General features: G+C 49.1%; 20 protein-coding genes. 15 read left to right on the forward strand and 5 right to left on the reverse strand.

Features of this window, described 5'->3' with window-relative positions; all coding sequences use genetic code 11:
• Positions 1–326 precede the first annotated feature (326 nt).
• Entirely contained in the window at positions 327–662 is a 336-nt protein-coding gene (locus A8990_RS30345; protein WP_220376854.1) for an SDR family oxidoreductase, read from the reverse strand.
• Between the two features lie 219 nt (positions 663–881).
• Here A8990_RS30345 and A8990_RS30350 point away from each other — a divergent pair, with 219 nt between their 5' ends.
• Both A8990_RS30350 and A8990_RS30355 read left to right on the forward strand, forming a co-directional pair.
• Entirely contained in the window at positions 882–1514 is a 633-nt protein-coding gene (locus tag A8990_RS30350) for a succinate dehydrogenase cytochrome b558 subunit (protein WP_116192760.1), read from the forward strand.
• Between the two features lie 122 nt (positions 1515–1636).
• Positions 1637–3583, forward strand: coding sequence for a glycoside hydrolase 5 family protein (locus tag A8990_RS30355; RefSeq protein ID WP_116192761.1), 1947 nt, complete (start codon positions 1637–1639; stop codon positions 3581–3583).
• 48 nt (positions 3584–3631) lie between these two features.
• Here the strand turns inward: A8990_RS30355 and A8990_RS30360 are convergent, their stop codons facing one another.
• Together A8990_RS30360 and A8990_RS30365 are read right to left on the reverse strand one after the other, a co-directional pair.
• A complete protein-coding gene (locus tag A8990_RS30360) occupies positions 3632–4768 on the reverse strand; it encodes a sensor histidine kinase (protein WP_181909849.1) in 1137 nt (378 codons plus the stop codon).
• 743 nt (positions 4769–5511) lie between these two features.
• The gene (locus A8990_RS30365; RefSeq protein ID WP_116192763.1) at positions 5512–6939 is read right to left on the reverse strand and encodes an aminotransferase-like domain-containing protein; all 1428 of its coding nucleotides are present in this window, start codon (positions 6937–6939) and stop codon (positions 5512–5514) included.
• Positions 6940–7039: 100 nt separating this feature from the next.
• On the opposite strand from A8990_RS30365, the gene A8990_RS30370 reads away from it, so the two are divergent.
• From A8990_RS30370 to A8990_RS30415, 8 genes are all read left to right on the forward strand, one after another.
• Positions 7040–7642 (forward strand): LysE/ArgO family amino acid transporter, encoded by a 603-nt coding sequence (locus tag A8990_RS30370; RefSeq protein ID WP_116192764.1) that lies wholly within the window; start codon positions 7040–7042, stop codon positions 7640–7642.
• A gap of 1352 nt (positions 7643–8994) precedes the next feature.
• Entirely contained in the window at positions 8995–9693 is a 699-nt protein-coding gene (locus A8990_RS30385) for a response regulator transcription factor (protein ID WP_116192767.1), read from the forward strand.
• A gap of 4 nt (positions 9694–9697) precedes the next feature.
• Positions 9698–11161, forward strand: coding sequence for a sensor histidine kinase (locus tag A8990_RS30390; RefSeq protein WP_116192768.1), 1464 nt, complete (start codon positions 9698–9700; stop codon positions 11159–11161).
• A complete protein-coding gene (locus A8990_RS30395) occupies positions 11158–12309 on the forward strand; it encodes a hypothetical protein (protein ID WP_116192769.1) in 1152 nt (383 codons plus the stop codon). Before A8990_RS30390 ends, A8990_RS30395 begins: the two co-directional genes overlap by 4 nt.
• Before the next feature lie 206 nt (positions 12310–12515).
• Entirely contained in the window at positions 12516–13973 is a 1458-nt protein-coding gene (locus A8990_RS30400) for an ABC transporter substrate-binding protein (protein ID WP_116192770.1), read from the forward strand.
• A complete protein-coding gene (locus A8990_RS30405) occupies positions 13966–14847 on the forward strand; it encodes a carbohydrate ABC transporter permease (RefSeq protein ID WP_116192771.1) in 882 nt (293 codons plus the stop codon). Before A8990_RS30400 ends, A8990_RS30405 begins: the two co-directional genes overlap by 8 nt.
• Before the next feature lie 16 nt (positions 14848–14863).
• Positions 14864–15742 (forward strand): carbohydrate ABC transporter permease, encoded by an 879-nt coding sequence (locus tag A8990_RS30410; protein ID WP_425463946.1) that lies wholly within the window; start codon positions 14864–14866, stop codon positions 15740–15742.
• 15 nt (positions 15743–15757) lie between these two features.
• On the forward strand, positions 15758–16903 hold the full coding sequence (locus A8990_RS30415; RefSeq protein WP_116192772.1) for an efflux RND transporter periplasmic adaptor subunit: 1146 nt from the start codon (positions 15758–15760) through the stop codon (positions 16901–16903).
• 25 nt (positions 16904–16928) lie between these two features.
• On the opposite strand, the gene A8990_RS30420 is transcribed toward A8990_RS30415, so the two are convergent.
• Entirely contained in the window at positions 16929–17177 is a 249-nt protein-coding gene (locus A8990_RS30420) for a hypothetical protein (protein ID WP_116192773.1), read from the reverse strand.
• A gap of 105 nt (positions 17178–17282) precedes the next feature.
• Between A8990_RS30420 and A8990_RS30425 the strand changes: the two genes are divergently transcribed.
• Positions 17283–17465 (forward strand): hypothetical protein, encoded by a 183-nt coding sequence (locus A8990_RS30425; RefSeq protein ID WP_116192774.1) that lies wholly within the window; start codon positions 17283–17285, stop codon positions 17463–17465.
• Positions 17466–17644: 179 nt separating this feature from the next.
• On the opposite strand, the gene A8990_RS30430 is transcribed toward A8990_RS30425, so the two are convergent.
• Positions 17645–18886, reverse strand: a complete 1242-nt coding sequence (locus A8990_RS30430) for a stalk domain-containing protein (RefSeq protein ID WP_116192780.1) — start codon at positions 18884–18886, stop codon at positions 17645–17647.
• Between the two features lie 245 nt (positions 18887–19131).
• Here A8990_RS30430 and A8990_RS30435 point away from each other — a divergent pair, with 245 nt between their 5' ends.
• The 4 genes from A8990_RS30435 (at position 19132) to A8990_RS30450 (ending at position 23737) form a co-directional block, all read left to right on the forward strand.
• Positions 19132–19962, forward strand: a complete 831-nt coding sequence (locus A8990_RS30435) for a vWA domain-containing protein (RefSeq protein ID WP_116192775.1) — start codon at positions 19132–19134, stop codon at positions 19960–19962.
• Between the two features lie 12 nt (positions 19963–19974).
• Complete coding sequence (locus tag A8990_RS30440; RefSeq protein ID WP_116192776.1) at positions 19975–20748, forward strand: hypothetical protein; 774 nt, start codon at positions 19975–19977, stop codon at positions 20746–20748.
• Positions 20749–20894: 146 nt separating this feature from the next.
• Positions 20895–23003: a BUD32 family EKC/KEOPS complex subunit gene (locus tag A8990_RS30445; RefSeq protein WP_147306900.1), complete on the forward strand. Its 2109-nt coding sequence runs from the start codon at positions 20895–20897 to the stop codon at positions 23001–23003.
• Between the two features lie 164 nt (positions 23004–23167).
• The gene (locus A8990_RS30450; RefSeq protein ID WP_116192778.1) at positions 23168–23737 is read left to right on the forward strand and encodes a dihydrofolate reductase family protein; all 570 of its coding nucleotides are present in this window, start codon (positions 23168–23170) and stop codon (positions 23735–23737) included.
• Positions 23738–23980 lie beyond the last annotated feature (243 nt).

A 23980-nucleotide genomic window follows, 5' to 3' on the forward strand; every position in this document is an offset into this window, starting at 1 on the left:
AATGAACATTTTTTAAGCGGATTGTCTATCCGCTTGTTTGCTGTACACTTTTTTCAGACTGCACCAAAAAAACAAACGGCACAGGGGTTTCCCTCATGCCATTTTGGATTCCATTTCTATTCTCGGTCAATGTCATTGAGTTAACTTAATGACATTGGCCGATTTCGGCGGCCTTTTTGTGTTGCAGTTTAATTGGATTTTACAGATTGGATGAGCCAATCCTTATACCGCGTGGAGCCAATCCATGCATCGCTGCCGCTTGGCACTAGAGAGTGATTATCCACCTTTACAGCAGCGAAGCAGAGTGCATTCGGATCTGTAATGTCTTACCGCTTGTCGTCTGTCGCCTTCAGATATTGACGAACGAAATCGTCCAGCGGAATCTGATCAGGGCCGGCTGCTTCAACGATTCCATTCGCAGGTTCTCTCAATGTGAAATCGGCCACGGCGGCAGCGACATCATCCGAAACCATCGGCTGCGCAAGCGCGGAAGGCAGCCGGACGGTCTCTCCCTCTGCAGCCACATAACCGATTGTGCCGGCGAACTCGAAGAATTGAGTCGCACGTACGATTGTATAGGGAATCCCAGACGCCTGGACAAGCTCTTCCTGCGCCATTTTCGCACGGAAATAACCGCTTTGCAGCAGACGATCAGTACCCACGACCGACAGCACAACGTGATGATGTACAAAGGGGGATATTATTGGCTTGAAGCGTTTCGGGTATACAAGATTTACTTGTGAGAATGACAACAGCCAGCCTTCAATAGAACAGCTTGGTTGGATTTCCCAGTTGACGGTAAGGAACGACAGCGTTATATTCTAGGCATTGTTAATCGTCGATAATTATTATCCGTAATCAAGGAGATGAAGAAGACAACGATGAAAAGAAACTCATTTTACTGGCGCAAACTTCACTCGCTGCTCGGTGTAATTCCTCTAGGAGGCTTTATACTTGTGCATGTATCCATCAACTTTCAAGCATTTGAACGGGGACCGGATGGATTTGCTGCGTATGTACATTTTATTAATAGTCTACCGCTCAAACCGATGCTTGAGATTTTTGGGATATACCTGCCTATATTGTTTCATGGCATTTATGGACTTTACATGGCTTACCGATCCAACGCGAACGCCGGACAATATTCGTACGGGAGAAACTGGGCGTTCATTATGCAGCGCATGACAGGCGTACTTACGTTTATCTTCGTTTTCTGGCATTTCTTCAATACGCGTCTGCAAGTGTATCTGGGACATATCACACATGAGGATCTGGGGTCGAAGATGCACCAAATTACCGCGAATCCCATGTACTTTATCCTTTATGTCATCGGCGTGTTGGCAGCGGTTTTCCATTTCAGCAATGGCGTTTGGGCATTCCTGATCAGCTGGGGAGTGACGGTTTCACCACGCTCGCAGAAAATTTCATCTTATATTTGTATGGGGTTATTCGTGCTGGTTGCCTCGCTGTTTATTCTTTCACTCGTTGCTTTTACCGGAAATGAATTCAACTAGGCTTAGGATTCGGTCGAGTTTACAAAGGGGTTCGAAGTTGCAGTCCATTTTTCGTTGATCAGTCCATTAAGGGACCGTTTGAATTGCGGTATGGTTATAGAAAACTGGATTGGAGTTGCTGCATGAGCGCAAATCTTCTATTGAATCAATTAAATAGTCCCTTCTTCGTAGGCTGCAACTATTGGGCTTCGCATGCCGGAACGGCTATGTGGTCGGATTGGAGACCGGACGTTGTCGAATCGGACTTGAACAGGCTTGCAGATGAAGGAATCGAAGTTCTGCGCGTGTTCCCGCTCTGGCCGGATTTCCAACCGATCGAAATCCATTATCGCGAATTCGGAGCTCCTTCTTCGTATCGGATCGGGGAGTCGCATCTGTCTGATGACGAAGCAGGTCAAGCTGGCGTATCCGACTTGATGATGAAGCGTTTCGAGGAATTCGTTCAGTTATCGGACAAGTACGGGATTAAACTGATCGTCGGCCTGATCACGGGATGGATGAGTGGCAAATTGTTTGTTCCTCCCGCGCTGCGCGGCAAATCGATTCTCACCGATGCGGATTCGATACTGTGGCAGGTGAGATTCGTTTCATATTTCGTGTCGAGAATGAAGCCGGCACAGGCCATTATTGCTTGGGACCTTGGTAACGAATGCAATAGCATGGGAGAGGTCGCGAATCGAGAGCAGGCTTGGGTATGGACGTCTTCGCTGTCCAATGCGATCAAACGGGCAGATGCCAGCAGGCCGCTCATTTCCGGCATGCATTGCCTCTTTCCGAGAGGAAGCTGGACGATGCAGGATCAAGGGGAGCTTACGGATATATTGACGACGCACCCTTATCCTTACTGGACGCCTCATATGGATTATGAACCGATGGATACGATGCGACCCGCACTCCATGCGACGGCGGAGAGCTTGTTCTATTCGGGAATCGGAGGCAAGCCTTGTTTTGCGGAAGAGATTGGAACGATGGGACCGATGGTTTGCGATGATGAAGTCGCGGCCGCCTTCGCCCGAACGAGCATGCTTAACCTATGGGCGCATGGTTTGCATGGGTTGCAATGGTGGTGCGCGAATGATCAAACGAAGCTGACGCATGCGCCTTACGATGAGGTGGCTTGCGAAGGTGAACTTGGACTGCTGACTGAGGAGGGGCGCGTGAAACCCGTCTTGACGGAAATGGCCAAGCTGAAGCGAGACATTGCGGAATATCCGTTTGCGCTTCCCCCGAGACGAATCGAAGCGGTATGCATACTGAATTCCGATCAAGACCACTGGGCGACGGCATTCGGAAGCTTCGCGCTCGCCAAGCAAGCCGGATTCGATCTGACGTGCCGTTTCGAGGATCAGACACTGCCTGAGGCCGAACTCTATCTGCTGCCATCGGTAACCGGAGTTCGCGGCATGCCGAAGCGCAGATGGGAACAGCTGCTGCAGCGTGTTTCCGAAGGCGCAACTCTCTACATCTCTGTCGATGACGGGTATTTACTTCACTTCTCTGAGGTTACCGGTCTTACCGTGCTTAATCGGCAGCGGCGGGCTGAGGCTGCGCAAACGAAGCTTGGGGGATCGGAGAATACATCAATCACAGTTCCTTCATCATTCCGCTGGACGCTTCGCTGCGATCGGGCGGAAACATTAGCGGCAGAAGCGGATGGGAATCCCGTATTGACGCGAGCTTCCTACGGGAAGGGAAAAGTCTATTTCATGTCGCTTCCCATCGAGCTTGCGATGACGCTTGGGAAGCAGACATGCTCCGAACCCGAAGCGAATCGCTATTGGAAGATCTATCGCGCGATTTCGGAGGAATCAACCCGTGGCCGAATCCTTCGCAAGGAGGATCCGCTCGTCGGCATAACGGAGCATCCAGCAGGCGAAGGCAAGCTTGTCGCTGTTCTCGTTAACCATTCGCCTCAGGCGAAGACGATCCACGTCCATGCAGCTGAAGGGTGGCATCTGGCACAATGCTGGCGTGGTAATGCCGAGACCGATGGAGCTAATGGAGTTCTCGTAAGTTTGGCCGCGAACGACGGAGCCGTGCTTACGCTAGAAGCTGGCTTTGATCGATAGATGCGGAAGCGGAATCCCGCACTTAAAGTAGAGGGAGCGGAGCACATTTTATTGGTGCTCCGAAGTCCCTCTGAATGCAGAAAACCGCAGCGTAAACGCGGTTTCCCTCTCGTTCGTTTCGAAGGTGATCTCGCCGCCGTTCCGCTCTACGATTTGTTTACAGATGGCAAGCCCTAAACCCGTACCTTCGGTTTTTCCCGTCACGAATGGATCGAACAAGCTCGCCTGGATGGATGCCGGTATTTCCGGTCCGGTATTGCTAATACGGATATAAACATAGTCACCGTCGGCAAAAGCCCTTATGGCAATTATTCTCGGGAGGCGATCGGACTCGCGAAGCGCATCGATTGCATTATTCAACAGATTTGAGAAAACCTGGATTAAGGCAAGCTTCTGAATATCGATCTGCAGACCTTCTTCCGTATCCGACAAAAACTCGATATTCTCATTGAGCAGCAGCGGGTTTACGAGAAGAAGCGTCTTCTCGATTAAGTCGTTGATCGGTGTCGGTTCTGAATTCTCCTCGGCAATCGGCTTGCGGGAGAAGCTGAGGAAGCCGGTAATCTGCATCTCGATATTGCGAAATTCATTGTCAATGATATCTAAATATTTCACCGCCGAGTGGAGTGCTGGAGGCGGAAGGATTTTACGAAGGAGAACGAGGAATCCTTTTATCGAAGTTAACGGGTTTCGAATTTCATGCGCCATACTGGAGGCCATCTTGCCAATTAGGTTCAGCTTGTCCGCGTGCATGTCCTCGATTAATTTATCTTGCTGCTCGATCTTACCGAGCGCATGATATAAGAAATGAGCATAAATGAATGCTTGAAACTGGTCGATCCGATAGACCACTTCAGCAATCAAGGGTACCAACCCGATGTGTTCAGCCTCGATCTCAGCAACTTTCTCGAAGAAAGCCTCTCTGAAGAACATCGAACTTTGCAAGACATGCTCAATCGGAACGCGTTTGGCAAACAGCAGCTCGCACCACTTTTTATAGTCGAGAAAAACCTCGTGCTCCTCAAGCGGGATATGGACGTCAGCAATGAGATCAACATATCGGCTGCATTGCAATCGCAGCTTCTCCGCATCGTATTCCCCCGGAAAGGCAACCTCCAGGCGTCTAATCCAGCTCTCGATGATGCCGCTCTTGTGCACTTCGAAAAAACCAGCAATTTTGCTCATATTACGCTCCCAATGAGTGGATTCAGACATGAATAAGTAAATTAATACTTATTAAATCATGTAGAACTCATTCCAGCAATAGAATTAAACTTCCAGCTAATGGGAGGGAACAATGAGCTGCAATGACAGGAGATTTATCGCTTTCATGAAATGAACAAGAACTTATCTCAATCCCGATGCCAGGAGGATGTATGGCTCTGGCTATGCGGCTTTGACTCGTGTTGATTGCAGCACCCGACTGCATATTGAATGCTGTCAAGATGCACCCAGCCGGTCGTCATGATGAGATCCTCTTGCTGGCGGATATGGATCATTTGGCACTGCATACAGAAGTAAGATTCGTTATCGATTAACAATTGTATTACCACCTCTTAGGAATTTGCTTTCCGAACTATACCACAATCGGTTTACGTTGGGATGGGGTTAGATTTAGGAGTGAGGTAGAGAAAATTAAGATGTTTGCCGTGTTCTTATCAGGCGAGCAGCCCAAGTTTATTAAGCTTGTGTGAACCAAGCAAATTGACTGTTTATGCCATGAGAACTCCACTAATTTGTAATCTGTTACAGATTCTGTAACTCGTGCTATGATGGGAGGAAAACCTTTTTAGCGAGGCAGACTCACAGGGTTACTTGTAGGAGATAAACAAGAAGTGCCGTCCATAAGGACAGCTTCAAATAAATCCAGCACTAAATACAAGAGCTCCTGCTGAATTCTTCCAGCAGGAGCTCTTGCTTTTTGAGTTCTATTCTTGATGGCGAATTGTATCAAGCACATTTTGCAATCCGACCTGAATCTCGTCCACGGATGCATAGCAATACGATAGACGGACGTGATGTAAATCAGAAGCATCATAAATATAACCTGGATTAATTAACACTTTTCGATTTAGTAGCGCTAAGAATAACTCCTTATTCACAATTGGTTCATTGAACCTGAGCCATATATAGAATCCACCTTCAGACTTCTTCCATGTGGCGATTCTGCTGAAGTGCTTTTCCAACAATTCTTCAACCAACGAAGCTCTTCTTTTCAATTGGTCCCGAAGGTCGATCAGATGCTTCTCGTATAAACCAGATGCTAGCCAGTGTGTGACGATTTCTTGGGAGAAAGCACTTGAACCATAATCCGTTTGCATCTTAATATCCGCTAATCGCTCAATGACAGGCGAAGGGGCGACAACCCAGCCAATTCGCAATCCGGGACTAAGGGTTTTGGATACGCTGCCGATGTAAAGCACCTGTCCGAACGTATCAAACGACTTCATCGCAGGAGAAGAGTCTTGAAATCGCAGCTCGTGATACACATCATCCTCGATGATCGGAATCTGCAGCTCTTTGCACGCATGATAGATATCTTGCATCTCTTTCACAGACCAACTCTGCCCAGTAGGGTTATTCAGTGATGGCACACAGTAGAAGATCGATTGTCGTTTTCGTTTGAGAGTCTTTAATGTAGTTAATAACTTTGCATCACGAGTAACTGAAACCATCCGCATCCCGGCGGATTGGAAGGGAAGTACAGAATTCAGATAGGATGGCTGTTCTTGAAAAACAAAGGATTCTCTCTCTAACAATCCTAGGGCAATTAGATGAAGCGCTTGAAGTGCACCAGAGACGATCATTATATTCTCTGGTGCTGTTTGGATGCCGCGTTTCTTCAAATATTCACTTAGTAATTGCCTAAGCTTAAAACTCCCTTGTGGTGCAGAATAGCCAATTGCCTTGGATTCAAGTGATATTTCTTGTAAAGATTGTTCTAATTGTTTCGTTGGCAGTAAATCTGGAGATAATTCTCCTGTTCCTAGACGGATGATATCTTCCATTTGCTCGTACTCATTGATGATTTGAATCGTGTCCAAGTTCGGTTTATGAATACTCGACTCAATGTGTCGCTGCCAATTCGGTCGTGTTCTGTTCAGCAGCATATTCCACGAATTATTAGCGACATAAACCCCTGATCCCATCCGAGCCTCGATCAATCCATCCGCCTTTAAATCATCAAGTGCAAGCTGAACCGTACTTCGATTCACATTAAATTGCGCTGCTAATTGGCGCTGCGTCGGGAGCTTCGAGCCAACAGCCCAGTGACCTTGTTCAATACGGGATTTGATCCAATCTACGATTTGCTCATGAATGGTTAGATGAGATTGAGCATAAGGTTTCCACTTCATATATGATCTCCTGCAAATTGGGTGGATGAGAAAACATCCAATTGGTTGTTTTCATTTTGTTGTATCACAGTATCATGGTAAAGGAAAGGGAGTTGATGAAATGGACGCCATTCTTCATGGAATCATATTAGCATTCGGTCTCATTTTACCGTTAGGGGTACAGAACGTTTTCGTATTCTCGCAAGGAGCCACTCAGCCCAAACTATTTCAGGCGCTGCCGGCAGCCGTAACAGCAGCACTATGTGATACTTTGTTAATCGTTTCAGCTGTCTTGGGCGTATCTACGATTGTCATGCAATTTGGATGGCTGCGAATCAGCCTTCTGATGATTGGCATTATGTTCTTAATCTATATGGGGTATATGATTTGGCGCTCCAAACCAACCAAGAATGAATCTACTGTAGCTTTGCCAGTCCGAAACCAAATTATATTCGCCTTGTCCGTTTCCTTATTGAATCCCCACGCCATTCTCGATACCGTCGGTGTGATAGGAACAAGCGCATTGAAGTATGTCAGGTCGGAACAAGTATTATTCACATTCGCTTGTATATCCGTATCTTGGATTTGGTTCTTTGGGTTACTGCTGGCAGGTTCAATCATGAAGAAGCTGGATGGCACGGGAAGTTTGATGCATATCGTGAACAAGTGCTCTGCCATATTCGTCTGGTGCACGGCCATCTATCTTGCGATTGGCATTATGTAGCCTAACAGGCAATTAAGAATAAATCCTTTATGAGACATACCGCACAAGCGCAAACAAGCACGACTACGGTTGTGAAGTTGGAGAGAGGGGTACAGCCAGGCCTATGAACGTGACGAGCTTTTGCAAGGATGCCGCTTCTCAATAAAGTTGGAAAGCCAGATGTTAACGGCAAACACAACGATATAAACGAGAAATGACAGATATAGTTTCCAACCGGTGTATGTAAACACATGAAATTGCACCGAAATCCATTCGAGAGCACTCGCAACTCCAGCGCACAAGAGCACATACATCAGTAACTGTAAACCTCTAGGTTGGATGCGTTGATAGAAGTTCACTACAAAGTAAGGTACTGTCGGGTATGTTGCACTATTCAATACGAAATCAAATAGTTCATACGTTTTTTCATCGACTGAAAAGTAAAGCTCATAAGGTTTCACGGCAATGGTAACATCAGCGAGCAGAGCCAGAAAGATATTAAAGGTCCAAATGATCGTGAAGGTAACAGCAGACAATCGTCTTGGTAACGCGAACATGAGGACAAAAGTAAGCACAGTCGAAAGGATGATAAATATCTCGTTCGCATCGTATTTTGCAGGGAGGGGCAGTATCATATTGCTCTCACTTCTTTGTCGTTAAGACTGAGTTTCTTTAGATAAAAGGTGTAAATAGCCAGCAACAACGTAATTAGGCAGTATCTCAGATAGGAATAAAAGACATTCCAATTCACCCATTGTAAGTACTTCATATGAACAAAATAGATCTCAATTGAGACAAGAGCCGTTAAGAAGATAACAGCATGAATGCATTTACTAAAATTAGATCTAGTAGAAAACAAAAAATAAATGAACCATAACAGTAACGCTGGCTTGAGTGATAATTCAGGAATTTTCTGCGTCCAAAAGATAAGATGGCTTGTAGGACTCTGCTTGGTTAATTGTAAATTTATGTTGATGATTACTCCTGTAATTGTAATCAGAACGTTGGCTCCAAAATAATTGCCCAACACGGTAGAGACGTTCGTTTTCCTGCTCAAGATATACAAGGAAATAAAGGCTATTATTGCGAAGCTCAGAAAAATCCATAACGACATCATCCGTTCATGCTCCCCATCTTTGTTCCGATTTGGAATTAGTTTGTAACAATTGTGAACAAAATACACGCGCGGATTGAATCTACGCTGGATCCGCTATTTGAGCGTTTTTTTTATTAGATGTAAGTCGGAGACATTATGTTGACATCTTCTATATGCTCCCGTAACATTTGGAAGCTATGATGTTGTAGGACATGCTTTCATTAATACTGTACAAGCTTTATACATGGACTAGTTCAGAATGAAATTGGAGCTCACTATGGAGAAAACAAAAATACTCATTATTGAAGACGAGGAAGCAATCGCCGACTTGCTTGCCTACGGCCTGGAGAGAGAAGGATTCCAGACACGTATTGCTGCCAGCGGATCAGACGGTCTCCGAATGCTGGAGCTGTTCCAACCAGATATGCTGCTGCTTGATTGGATGCTTCCGGACCAGAGCGGCTTGGATATCTGCAAGAAGGTGACTGCGAGCTATAATCGGCCTATCGTTATGATTACGGCAAGATCGGATATTACGGATAAAATTCTCGGCCTCGAGTTTGGCGCAGACGACTATATTACAAAGCCATTTGATCTACGCGAAGTCGTCGCCCGCATAAGGACGATTCTGAGGCGGTTTACGCAGGCTAATCAGAACACGGACGAAGAGTCAGGCGACAAGTCGATACGCTTCCGCAATATCATCGTCCTCCCTGACGAACGGCTGGTTAAGAAGAGCGGCGAACCTGTTGATCTAACGCCGAAGGAATTCGATTTGCTCCTAACGCTGCTCGGCCATCGGGGCAAGATTTTTACGCGGTCAGAGCTGCTCGACTTTGTCTGGGGCTATGATTTCCCTGGCGATACGAGAACCGTCGACACCCATATTCAGCGTCTGCGCAAGAAGCTGGATGCGGGGGAGCTGATTACGACGGTATTCGGGATCGGTTACAAGTTCGAGAAGAAGGCGGATTGACTACATGTTCAGAACGATCCGGGCCAAATTTGTCGTCGGTTTCTTCTTGATATTCTGCCTTTCATTTCTCGTGCTCAATTTGACCTTGAAGGAAGTTATCCGGAGCAGCAATCAGAAGATCATTACCTCTGATCTGATCGAACTCAAAAACAACGCCAACGTCTATGTCCGGCAAGCGTTCCTCATTCATCATTTCACGAACAACGATCTGTACTTCGGGCAAATGGCTGAGGAGATGATCGATGATCTGCATCGTGCTTCCTCGAGTGACGTAGCTGCATACACGGTTGACGGCATCTTGCTGTATGCATCGGACGGCAGTGCGTTCTCAAGCCGTTCCACGGACGACTTGAAGCAAGCCTTGGATGGAAAAACCGCTTATACGATCACCTATACAGGCAATATAGGTTCTGTCTACTATTCGTATCCGGTCATCATTGACGGCGTCAAAGTAGGCATTTTACGCTATGTCAAAGATTTCTCCCCGTTGTACGAGCAGAGCGGAAGGATCTTGAATTTCATCTTCTATGTTGCGCTTGCGATATTCGCGGCTGCGTTTCTCTTCTCCTACTTGCTATCCCGGCATATTACGATTCCGCTTGTGAAGCTGACTCGTGCTTCTACGGAAGTCATCGGAGGGAATCTAAACATTCGCAGCGACATCCGGCGCAGAGACGAAATTGGCCGGCTGGCAGTCAACTTCAACGAGATGATAGGGCGTATCCACAGCCAAATCGCGACCATCGCGCATGACCGAGACCGGCTGAAGGAGCTCAACGAACAAGAGAAACGTTTCTTCGACAACGTGACCCACGAGCTGAAGACGCCACTCACTTCGATTCTTGGCTATGCCGAGGTGATACGGGAGAACGGGACGAGCGATCCCGTTTTCTTCGATAAAGGGATGAACCATATTGTGGATGAGAGCCGGAGACTGCATGGCATGGTTCTGAATTTGCTTGAAGTGTCGCGGCGTAAAACCGAACGGGGGACATTCGAGATCGTCAAGGCTGGAGTCATTCTGCTCGATGTCTGCGATGCGATGGAGATCAGGGCGAAACGCTATAAGAAAACTATCGGTCACTCGGTTCAAGACGGATTGTATGTGTTAGGCCAGGGAGACAGACTCAGGCAGCTGTTCATTAACCTACTCGACAATGCGATCAAGTACGGCTCGGCTCGATCGGAAATCACGGTCAAGGCAGAGTCGGACGCTGGAGCGGGAATCATACGTTTCGAGTTCGCCAATATAGGCGAGACGCTTCGCCATGATCAACTGGCCGAGATATTCGAACCTTTCTACTCAGGTGATCGCCGCTTCAAGGAAGAAGGCAGCGTTGGACTTGGTCTTAGCATCGTTAAGTCGATTGTGGACGATCATGACGGAACGATTCGTATGGATGTCGAAGACGGGCTGACGATCGTTCACGTAGAGCTGCCTGCTGCGAGTGGGGAGGATGCTGTATGACGAAGATGAGCTCACGTATAGTGCTGATTTTGTTAGCGGCGATCATATTACTGGTGTCTATTGGATGCATGAGCAATCCCCGCTCGGAGACGATCATTATCTCGAATACCGAAGAAGACCAGATGTCTGACGGCGATAGCGGTCAATCCTTCCGGGTCAGCACGATCTACCGTCTTACGGATTCGGCCGCGACCGATATGCAGACGCTCGGCTGGTCTGGCAAATCCAACCTGATTGGACTGAGCGCGGCAAGTGGCGGATCGATGGAAACGGGTCTTCGCGTACAGCAGCTCGCGCCGCCATATGAACAGTTCAAGCCAATGGACAGCATGCTGCCAGATTACAACTGGTTTGCATTATCTCCAGACGGAACGCGAATTGCCTACCTTGTGAAGTCGAAGACTGGCAACGCACTAGCGTTTCTATCGCTATCAAATGGGAAAACCGTGCAAATAAACGCACCGCTGAACGCGCAATATCAATTATCGTCCAGAAATTTGAAGTGGTCGGCGAACAGCCGATTCGTCTCCTATCTCGTACGTGGGGAGGGCCGCGGCAATATGCAAATCGTCGTGTTCAACGTGAAGGAAGAAACGGCGATGTACTTGCAGCTGACAGGACTTCGAGATTTCGGAGAAGTCAAAATGGTTGGATTATCGGAGGATGGAAGCCGAGCATTGATCGACACGGGGAACATGGTCGAGATGGCAGAACGGGTTGGTGACGAGTTTACCGTTCGGTACGACCATCCCTCGAGAGACGAAGAGAGTGCTTGGGTCAACGAGAATCAATTCGCATTCCTTGGCGCGGATGGAACGCTCTTTCAGTACGATTGCCGCAACGGAGAGCTTGCCGTACTGCTGGAGAAGGTCGACAGCTTCGAGATCTCAGCGGACCGCAAGCTGATCGCGTATACGCAGAACGAGAAAGACACCATCTTCGCTGGCAGGCTGCAAGGGAATAATGTCCTGTATCAGGAAGCCGTCTATCAAGGCGTTTACCCGGTCCGCATGTCGTGGAGTCCGGACGACAGCGCGCTTCTGGTCGACGGACGCAGACGCTCTGCGGCAGCAGCCGAGCAGAGCCAGGCTGCGCCAGAAACGGCACCGCCGGCAAGGCTTCTGCCTTTCATTATCCAGTTTCAATAACAGGTGGAGTCGGTGAACCGCGCCGACTCCTCCTCACACATAGAACGGCAGGTTGGATATGTTCATCCGATCTGTCGTTTTCTTGTTTGCGAATCGGAGACATTTTGGATGCAAGTGGTTGAAGTTTCGGTGACAACTCCCGCTTATTCTGTGATGGAGCCCGAATGATGGGCTGAGAATCATACGAGTCCGGAGGAGGTCAATTTATGAGAAAATATGGAATTAGCATATTGGCGGGCTGCTTGCTTGTCCTACCCTTAACGGCTTGCAGCAGCGAAAGCGGGAATAGCGGAGCTAGGAATAACGGAGCCGGGAGTAACGGAAGCGAAGCGCCTGGCCATGCAGTTTCAGAGAACGCGAACGTCTGGACAAGCGGTTCGCAAGGGAATGCAGCTTCCGAATCGGATGGAGGGAAGAAAACGATTGTGTTCTCCGCTTTCTGGCAAGATTCCAAATTCGAGGATGCATCGAAGAAGTACATGGCGCTGCACCCTAATATTGAAATCAAGCTGGAGGAAGGAGACTACGCGGACGAAACGTTGGAAGCCGACATCGACAAGTATGCGAAGACGACGAACGCCGCTATGCTGGCAGGCAAAGGACCTGACTTGCTTCAGATGGACCTGCTGCCCGCCGACAATTACGTGAAGCATAACCTGCTGGCCGATCTGAATCCGATGTTAGCGCAGGATACAAGCTTCAATAAATCCGACTACTTCAACAATATCCTGGATAACGTACGTGTCGGCCAATCATTATATGAGATGCCGATGACCTTCTTCCTGATGGGCTTCGCCGGAGATGCCGACGCCATCGCCAAAACCAACGTGAATTTCGACGATCAAGCTTGGTCTTGGAGCGATTTTGCGAAGACGGCGGGGGAGCTCACAGCGAAGGGTCCGCTTCCTTCCGCCTTGTCGTATTTCGGTCCCGAGTACTTACTGAGCGAGATGGTCAGCGACGATTACAACTTGTTCATGGATGCCGCGGAGCACAAGGCAAGGTTCGATTCGGCTTCTTTTACAGGGCTGATGAAGCAAGTGAAATCATTGTTTGACGACGGCGTCGTTTCCAAGATAGGCCGCGGCTCGAACGCGTATTTCCAAAGCGTCCAAATCAATTCGCCGAGCGACTATCTGGAGACGATGCAAGGGATTTCGCTCGGTGTGAAGCTGACCCACAAGGAGCTGGGCAACCATATGAGGTTGTATGCGAAACCTCATGCACAGGAGAATACGCCTGGCGGCTACTTCAAAACATACCGCAACATTGCCATCTCTGCGGGCTCCAAAGTGAAGCCGGAAGCTTGGGATTTCATCAAATTCTTAATGTCGGAGGAAATCCAGTCCTCTTCGAATTCAACCGGGTTTCCGATCAATAAAGCGGCATTCACCAAACAAATCGCGGAATTGAAAGCGAAAGGATCGTTCAAATCCTATCCGGAAGGTCCGCTGCAGGGGAAGGACGTCAAGGTGGACCAAGAGATGCTGAACGGCTTGAACAGCTACGTGAACGGAGCGGTACACCCCGTCATGGATGCCGATGCGGATAAAATCAGGGAGATTATCGTCGATGAAGCGAAAGCCTATTACGCCGGACAGAAGTCTGCGGAGGATGTCGCGAACCTTGTCCAAAACAAAGTGACGACCTACCTCAATGAGTAGGAGAGGGGCGTTCGCGTGGATTCGCAAGGACGGGGCACATGCCCTCTGGTTTCTGCTTCCCAGCGTGGCCGGATTCGCGATCTTCTATTTCATTCCGTTTCTGCTCGGCATCTATGAATCCTTTACAGATCCCGCGATGGGCGGAGGGTTCGTTGGCTTCCAAAATTACATCGAGCTGCTGAGAAGCGACTCCTTCCGCAAGGCGGCAGCGAACACCATGCTATTCACGGGCATTGGCGTACCGCTCCTGATTGTGCTGTCTCTCACAATTGCACTGCTCTTGAACCGGAAGCTCTATGCAAGAGGCTGGCTGCGCACGTCGATCATGCTCCCGCTTGTCGTGCCCGTCGCATCGGTCGTCTTGATCTGGCAAATTGCGTTTGACTGGAACGGGACGTTGAACAAGTGGCTGCATCATTTTGGATGGGAGCGAATCGATTGGCTCCAATCGAATTGGTCGATGAGCATTATCATCGTCATGTACATCTGGAAGAACATCGGGTATAACATGGTCGTGTTCCTGGCGGGACTCCAATCCATCCCTCGGGATTATTATGAAACGGCAGCCGTTGAGGGGGCAGGCAGGTTCCATCAGTTTCGGACGATCACAATCGTCTACTTGACGCCGACCCTCTTCTTCGTCCTGCTCATCTCGATTGTGGGCTCGTTCAAGGTGTTTCGCGAGACATATCTATTGGCAGGCGATTACCCCTATGACCGGATGTACATGCTGCAGCATTACATGAACAACATGTTTCAATCGCTCGATATCCAGAAGATGACGGCTGCAGCCACGCTGATGGTCGGCTTCATCGTCCTGCTTGCATTGGGACTGCTTCGCATCGAGCGCCGGTTCAGAGAGAATACGGAGTAACAAGGAGTGAAGCGCTATGAAAGACATGTCTCGTAACTCACGGCTTGCGCTCACTCTGCTGGTCGGCTTGATCGCGGTTGCCATGCTGGTCCCAGTCGTGCTGACCGTCACGAATTCACTGATGACTGAAGCGGAAATCGACCGAAACTACGGCCTTCTTGGTCAAATGGCCGATACGGCGACAGGCGGGAAGGAAGCTTTCGTCAATTTAAAGCTGCTTCCGGATTGGCTCACATTCGCGCAGTACGCGCAAGTGCTCGTCCTGAGCCCGAAGTATCTCAGCATGTTCTGGCACTCGGTCCTGCTAGTCGTACCTATCGTGGTGGGTCAGTCAGTCGTCGCTTCGCTTGCCGCATACGCGTTCGCGAAGCTGCGATTCTTCGGACGCGACAAGCTGTTCGCCGTTTATCTGATGACGATGCTCATGCCGTTCCAGGTGACGCTTGTTCCGAACTTTCTGGTTATCGACAAGCTTGGCCTTATGAACCACGCATCTGCGATCGTGCTGCCTGGCATCTTCGGCGCTTTCGGCGTCTTCATGATGCGCCAGTTCATGGCGCATATCCCGATGGCTTACATCGAAGCAGCCAAAATCGACGGAGCCAGCCACCGGACCATCTTCGCACGAATTATTGTTCCGCTTGCCACACCGGGGCTTGCTGCACTCGCGGTATTGCTGTTCATAGATAATTGGAACATGATCGAACAGCCGCTCATCTTTCTGCAGGACAAGGAGAAGCAGCCGCTCTCGTTGTACTTGGCTCAAATCAATGCAGCATCGAAGGGCATTGCATTCGCCGCATCCGTGCTGTATATGACACCGACGGTGCTGTTGTTCCTTTACGCGGAGTCGTATTTCGTAGAAGGCATTCAGCAGTCGGGCATCAAAGGATAATCAGGAGTGATCGTGATGGAAGAACGGGCTATCCAGTCCAGGAAACGGCGGATTCGTGTCGTCGCCGGTTTGTTTGTCGTTATGCTAATCGCATTTACCCTTGCTGGCAACACACTGCGATCGTTGTCATTGCCGAAAGTTTATACGGCTGCTGCGGAAGAAGGGACCGTGAAGCATAACTTCGAAACCACCGCAATTCTTCAGCCTGGCGAGACGAGAGCGCTTGCGAATCCGGCAGGCTGGAAAGTGTCGAGCTTACTCGTTAAGGAAGGAGACCAAGTACACCGCGGTCAACTGTTGATTCAATATGATGATAGCAATGCCATGCAGCAGCTCACGGATCTGAATACAGACTTGAAGAAGCTGGATCTGTCCATGAGCCTCCTGCAAGCAGATTATATTGCGGCGGTGAACGGAGGGGACGTAACCGCGAAGATCAGCGCAGGAAATGCGATCGAAACGGCGAAGCTCGACATCGCGACCAAGCAGCAGTATATCAAGAACTTGAAACAGAGCATATTGGAGAACAGTCGCTTAACCGCTCCATTCGACGGCATCGTCACGCAAGTCAATGCAGCGGAAGGGCTCCCGTCAGGAGGACTGCCGGATCTTGTTCTGTCCAATACGTCCAAGGGCTATCAGATTCGGATTCAGGTTCCCGGCGCTACGGCAGCCCTATTGGAAGTCGGAGAAGTGATGGATGACATCACCCTTGAAGAGGACACGAAACAGCAGCTCCAGGGAACGATCACGGCTATCGATCAGGGAACGGTTTCCGGCGAGCCTAATCTTGCGGACAGTGATGTTCCGAGTGGAAATATAGGGGGAAGTGCTTCAAGCAGTTCGGTGACCATCATCATCAAGGAGGCGGCACTTCGGGGTGGAGAACGCGTTTCCGTGAGCATTACTAAGATGAAAGGCGAGCCAACCATTACTGTGCCTAACAAAGCCGTTCATCAGGATGAGAAAGGCGCTTATGTCTATACACTCCGAGAGGAGAGCGGGCCGCTCGGCAATGCGTATTATGCAGTGGAAACACCGATCCATATCGTCGATTCGAATGCTTTCGTAACGGCAGTGGGCGGGGAGCTGTTTCCTGAACAGGAAGTCATCGTCGACAGCACCGGTTACATCATGGATGGCGTTCGTGTTCGAAGATAACTCCATGCTATTTTGTGAATCAAGATCATGATTTTATTTTGGCGGTGCGACTGACGCGTTTTTTCTTTGTCCGTTTACTGAGATTGCGCATAGGAGCTAGAGCAACAACGGATTGAAAAGGAATATCGATCGGGCCGTATGTTCGGTCATGGATGGACAAGAAGTCATCATGAAGCTGAATGATATGACCACGCATGATCCTTCCATTAGACAGGAAGACGGTAACTTTACGCAAGGACAGAAAGTAGATGTTATAGCGGTCTATTAACTTCATCTACGGGCAGCCTCCTATTAGAAAATGATAGTTTAATAGACTAGAACATGAGCCCTGCGATTGTAATATATTAATATAGTCTCATTCGTAAAGGAGGTCGTTCCTATGGATTATATAAAACAATTACTGACACTGCGCGCAACTTCATTATCAACCGCGCAGATCACGCTTACAACGGGCATACTGGTCTTAGGTACTGTCGCTTTTGTTAACGACAACGCTGTTGCGATGTCAAATGGAATCAATATCTTAGTCATCCCATTTGACAAAATTGTTTCCGTCGCTTAATCCGCTATCATTATTCGAATACTAGATTATATGATGATCCGCACCATGAGGTAGCGGCATTGATAAGAAAATTCGAGACGTTTTATGGAGGGACGAGCCCCATTTTGAATAGGGGAGTGATCGTTCAATGCTCCGAAGTGCAAAAAGGGCTGCCCTGTTTAGATGGGCAACCCTTTTTGTTATGATCGGAGTTCAATTGTTTTCTCAATGGCAGTCATTGTATTGCTGCCGATGATGCCGAGGCGCCAGAAGGCGACGCCTTTGAGGTCATACCGTTTGGCCAGACCAATTGGGCCTGCTACCGACTGTGCGGTCTCGCTGCCTATGGAAATCCCGAGCACGAGCTTGGATTTCGGAACAGCTTTGAGCGCAAGCCGGATCGCTTCATCGACTCGGCTCAGCGGCTCCGGTCCGTCTTCGTACGAATAATCATATGCCATGATGATGATCTCATCTGTATAGGCGGCTAGTTTCGTATAGTCGTAGCCGTGATAGGAGCTATTAAGCGGATGCAATGCTAGTGTTAAGGACAGATTCGCTGCTTCCGCGCTCGCATCCAGCTGTTTGACGAAGGCGGTGAACGATTGCTGAATGGCAGGCAAATCGCCGGCGAGACCAAGGCCTTCGAAGTCGAGTGTAATCCCGCTAAATTGATTGTCCGCTGCAAGCGATACGAGCTGTCGGATGACGCTTGCTTGCAGCGCTGGATCCTTCAATAGTTTAGTCAGCTCATCATTGCCGTCCATGGCGACCGCCATCAGCTTCGGCCTACCGCCGTTAGAGGCTGTATCTTGCACGATGGATTCCGGAGTCACGCTTCCCGCCGCTGGCGGCCAGTAGAAATCTTTGCCTTTCAGCGTCAGCTCGCCTGTCGTATCGATTCGCGTCCACCCGAAGGATACAGAATTGAATTTATTGATCAATCCGACCTCCTTGAAGGAAGAAATGGCATAGAAGGCTTCGGTGTACATCTTCTCTCTTGGGGATAGGATGGAGACGGAATTCGTCTCGCTATTCCAGCTTACGGCTGCGCCGAACTGTGTGCTGAAGAAACTGAGCGGGACTACGATGGAACCGTCTCTAGACAGCGGAGCTACGCGGAGTAGCTGCGGCTGTCCATTCACCATCGCTTTATTGTTATTAAGAATGAGGATGACTTTCCGGACAGTACCGTTCGTTGATTTCGTTGCTGTTACCGTCTGTGTCTTATCTGACCAATCGACCTGAATGCTGAGCGCTTCTGCAATCGCGCGGAAAGGTACCATCGTCGTTCCTTGTGTGACGAACGGAGCCACAGGAAACGGTAGCGGATATCCGTCCAACATAATTGTAACCGGCTTTGACGTGGCTGCGGCAACACTTTGGGCTGGGGAAACAGCTGAAAATCCAGATGCGAGTACAAGCGTTGCGCATCCCACCATTAGGTAAGATTTCAATCTGGTTCGAAACACGGTAGGCTTCAACTCCTTAATCTATAAATCTAGTAACCAATAAATGCGAGAATAATGAATATAATCAGGACGTTAAAAGCTGTAAAAAAGTTGCAATTCGTTTATGCCAAGCTATCAACGACCGACTCTATTTTGCGACTGCTGCTTTTTTATTGTCAATACTTTGTCCCCGTTCGAATAGAAATAAGCAAGTACCTATTGTGAGGGGTGAGCTCATGTATTCAGCAGAAATCAGCCGTTCGAATCCGTCGTGTATCTTGTTTATTATCGATCAATCCGGATCGATGTCTGATCCGTTCGGGGCAAGCACGAAGTCCGAGAGCGTATCGGACGCGATCAACCGGTTATTGCAAAATCTCGTTATCAAGTGCGCAAAGTCGGAAGGGATTCGTGATTACTATCATGTCGGCGTAATTGGCTATGGCGCAGGGGTCGGTCCGGCGTTCGGAGGTGTCTTGGCGGGGAAAGAAATGGTGCCGATTAGCGAAATTGCCGATAATCCGTCCAAGCTGGATAAGCGATTGAAGAAAGTTCCGGACGGGGCAAGCGGGCTGGTTGATCAACTCGTCAAGTTTCCGGTCTGGTTTGAGCCCGTAGCAAACGGAGGCACGCCGATGTGCGAAGCGATGAGGACGGCTCATGCCGTTCTGACGCAATGGATCGGTGAGTACACGCAATGTTTCCCGCCGGTTGTCATTCATATCACGGACGGGGAATCGACCGACGGCGATCCGACGGTCGAAATGGAGCAGCTAAGAGCGTTATCGACGGATGACGGAAATGTACTGCTATTCAACCTGCACATCTCGGATAGTCCGAGCGCGGTGGAGCTGCGTTTCCCGGAAACCGCGGATGCGCTGCCCGATACGTACTCAAGGGTTCTTTATGAAGGCTCAAGTCCGCTGACGCAGTTCATGATTCAGGTCGCCAATCAGGAATACGACTTGAATCTTTCGGATGGAGCGAGAGGTTTTGTGCTTAATGCGGATTTAACCCTTGTGATCCAGGCGCTTGATATCGGAACGCGCCCGGCCAATCTGCGGTAAGGGATGCCGGGTATGCGAATCGAAAGCGACTGTTTCTCATTGCCGAAGGCAGGGAATCGCAGCGATGAATATGAGGATGCCTCCCATATCAGTACGCATGTTCAGAAAGATGCGACGATCTGTAGATTCGCTATAGCGGATGGAGCAAGCGAGTCTTCATATGCCGATTTATGGGCGAATTTACTCGCAAGCGGTTATTGTTTTGGCAGATTCGATGGTACAACCATCCATAAATCGGTCTCTCCGTTATTGAAAGCCTGGCAGAAAAAAACGGGCGGCAAAAGCCTTCCGTGGTACGCGCAAGAGAAGCTCAGCAGCGGGGCGTTCTCTACATTGGCGGGGATCACATTCAGGTTTGCGAACGATGCCGAGTCCGCGGCATTTGACGGGATCGCGGTCGGCGACAGCTGTATTTTTCATGTAAGAGGGGATACGGTGTTCTCATCATTTCCTCTGAGCACCGTCGATGATTTTGGGCGTCGACCTGTTCTCATCTCGAGTAACGCGGCCAATAACGCCCGGCTTCATGCGTTCGTACACCAATGGAGCGGTACCGCCGAAGCAGGAGACGCCTTCTGGTTGATGACTGATGCTTTAGCCTGCTGGCTGTTGACTCGTTACAAGGAAGATCGCAGTGTGATCAGGCGACTACTCGAGCTAGACGGAGCGCGTGCCTTTAACCATCTCGTGCATGAAGAAAGACAGCTGATCCACCGTAAAGGCCATGCCTATCTAAGGAACGATGACGTTACTTTTATTCGACTAAAATTAGTTAAAGGGACGTGAGGCATTTGTTCTGGCCCACTCCGCAGGATTATAGGGAAGCGATCCAAAATCCGCGTATCTGCTTCATGGATCCGGAGCTGCGGTCGGGACTCCCTGAATTGGATAAGCTCGGCCTGCCCCGTCCGATATCGGGAAGTTTCGCCAGCGTGTACAAACTGAAGTGCGGCGAGCGAGAGTGGGCGGTCAGATGCTTCACCAACAATGTCAAAGATCAGAAGATCCGATACGATGCCATCAGCTTGCATTTACGCGCGAATCCTCTTCCTTATCTTGTCCCTTTCGAATACATTTCCGAAGGCATCAACATTAACGGTCAGTGGTTCCCGGTCGTGAAAATGCAGTGGGTGGAAGGGGAGTCTCTGCACGAATATGTAGGGCGGAATTTGCATCGTGCCGACCTGCTTCAAGAACTCTCCGATAAATGGCGGATCATGACACGCGAGCTGCGTGCCTTCCATATCGGGCATGGCGATTTACAGCATGGAAATATACGGATCAACAACGACGAGATCATTCTGATCGACTACGATGGGATGTATGTCCCCGCTTTAAACGGCATGCCAAGCAATGAGCTCGGTCATCGAAACTATCAGCACCCGGGGAGGAACGAAGGGCATTTCGGCCCCTATATCGATCACTTTTCGGCATGGGTAATTTGGATATCAATCGCAGCTGTTTGTGCCGATCCCTCATTGTGGCATTCACTTCAAGCGGGAGAGGAGGAGGAATGCCTCCTCTTTCGACGGAATGACTTTCTCCGTCCGGATGAATCACAGGCGTTCGAATTGCTGGCGCTTGCTCCAAACAATGCGGTACGATCTTCAGCTAACTCCCTTCGAGCATACGCGAGCGTGGAAGTGCCCGAGGTGCCTGGCATCCCAGATCCCGAATTGGAGGAAAGGGACACACCTTCTTCAAACATGCGTATCTCGGACTTTTCTAAAACTTCGGCATCGGCAATTATGAATTCACTCACCGCCTTGTATGGTCGCCTCATAGATCGGAAGCAGTTGAAGGTTGCAGTGGATGTAAATGATGTAAATGATGCAAAGGATGAGGCTTCGTCTCGGCCGGAAACTTCGTATTCTGGTGGGGCTTCGTGGGTCTTGGATCATATTTCTCTTGAACCGGCACCACGCAAGGCGCAGTCGACAACATCAGATCGTTTCATGCTGGAGCGAGTGGTTTCCTTCTTGATATTAATAGCAGCTGCATCAGCCGCCGCTGTCATATACAGTAGTGCGCCGGTCGCAGCGCTGCTCATTTGTTCGATTTTTGGGTTTGGAACGGAGATCGCCTTCCTAAGCTGGCGTTACCGGAAAATTCCGGTCGTCCAGGAAAAGAGAGTCACGAACGAAGACATCAAGAGGCTGGACCTTGTATTACTCGATTTAAGAAACGAACTGAACGAATTGAACGAGACCAAGCACAACTTTAGCAAAATCGAAGAGTGGTTCATTCAGGATTTTGTACAAAGGATCGAGGAAGCGGCGAATCGGGAACTGCAAGAAACGATAGCTGTGGAGAAGGAGCTTCAAGTTCAGCTAAGCGGGCTGCTTGGCGAAAGACAAACCATCGACCAACTGGAGAAAACGGAATTGTCCAGCACACTGTCCTCCTTCCAGAAAACATGGCTGGAAGAGCAATTAAGCAAACATAAGATTAGCCAGGATAAAATTCAGGATATCGACGATGAGATGAAACGCCGTTTACGAACGAACGGCATTCGCACGCCGGCCGATTTTATGGACATTACGATTAATCAGTCCTATGGCCGCAAACAAATCGATAAGGTGTATTTGATTTTAAAAAACGGCGGTTCTGTTCACGTAGGCATGAGCCGGGCTCAAGCGAAAGCATTGATCGACTGGAAAAGAAAAATCGAGCGCAGGTACCGGACCAAACTCCCTGCAGTTCTTCCGCGCAGTGAAATATCAGCCATAGCGTTAAGGTTTAAGGATCGGAAATCCAAATTAAATGATGCGGAACAGACGTATAGAAGCGGGGCGCGGGATAAGGTGGACGCTATCAAACAAGCCCACCGCCCGGAGCTGGAATCCTTAACGAAGGAACTAGAGGCGACCAGAATCCGATTAGCGAACGAGCTTCATCAACTTGATAGTCAGATCGATGAACGAACGAATCGCCATTCCAACATACAAGAGGAGTATCACGATCTAAACGAGCGAATCGTGTTGTATGGGGATGTTCGTTTTTTGAGGTACGTCAAACAAGTATTCCTGGAGCGCGGTTAATAAGTATAGAAGAAGGGACACCTTAATTGGTGTCCCTTTCATGGGGCAGTCTGCAATCAGCGGCTGCTCTATTTGCGTTGCGACCACGGGCAGGATAGTATAATGAGCTTCGCGAATAAACAAGTATGCAAGCCTGCAAATTCAATATCGGAGGAGAAACGGATATGAGAAAGCTCGTATTGTTCATGCATGTGTCACTGGATGGCTATGCGTCGGATTTAAACGGAGGACTGGGTTGGATTCCGTACAATGAGGAACTCATGAAATACGCCGAGGAGATCGTTGCTGAGGTCGGCTCCCCGGTATATGGACGCTCGACGTATCGGTTGATGGAGAGCTACTGGCCTACGGTACTGGAAGATCCGGATGCGTCGGGTCACGAGATGGAGCATGCCAAATGGATACAGGATGTGGAGAAGATCGTCCTTTCCCGCACGATGGAGAAGGCGGAATGGAACAATACGATACTGATCAAAGACAATATCGCGGAAGAAATCAAGGCGCTCAAAGAACGGCCTGGCAAAAACCTCGTCATCTTCGGCAGTCCGGGAGCCGCGAAAACGCTGCTTGAGTTAGGCTTGATCGACGAATTGCTGCTGACCATTTGTCCGGTCATCCTTGGCGGCGGAAAATCGGTATTCGACGGCGGCGGAGAGAAAACCAAGCTCAAGCTGCTGTCCAGCCGAACGTTCGAGTCGGGCATTATCGCAGCACGCTACGAGCTGGAGAAATAACCGGGATTGTCGCTTGATAGGAACAACATTAAAAAAGCCACCTAGCCAGGCAATGTCATTAAGTTAACTCAATGACATTGACCGAGAATAGAAATGGAATCCAAAATGGCATGAGGGAAACCCCTGTGCCGTTTGTTTTTTTGGTGCAGTCTGAAAAAAGTGTACAGCAAACAAGCGGATAGACAATCCGCTTAAAAAATGTTCATTCGAACCGATTTATGCTACTCTGTAGACGAAGCTTAC

Origin of the sequence: Paenibacillus taihuensis, from assembly GCF_003386535.1 — a bacterium.
Lineage (GTDB): Bacteria > Bacillota > Bacilli > Paenibacillales > Paenibacillaceae > Paenibacillus_Z > Paenibacillus_Z taihuensis.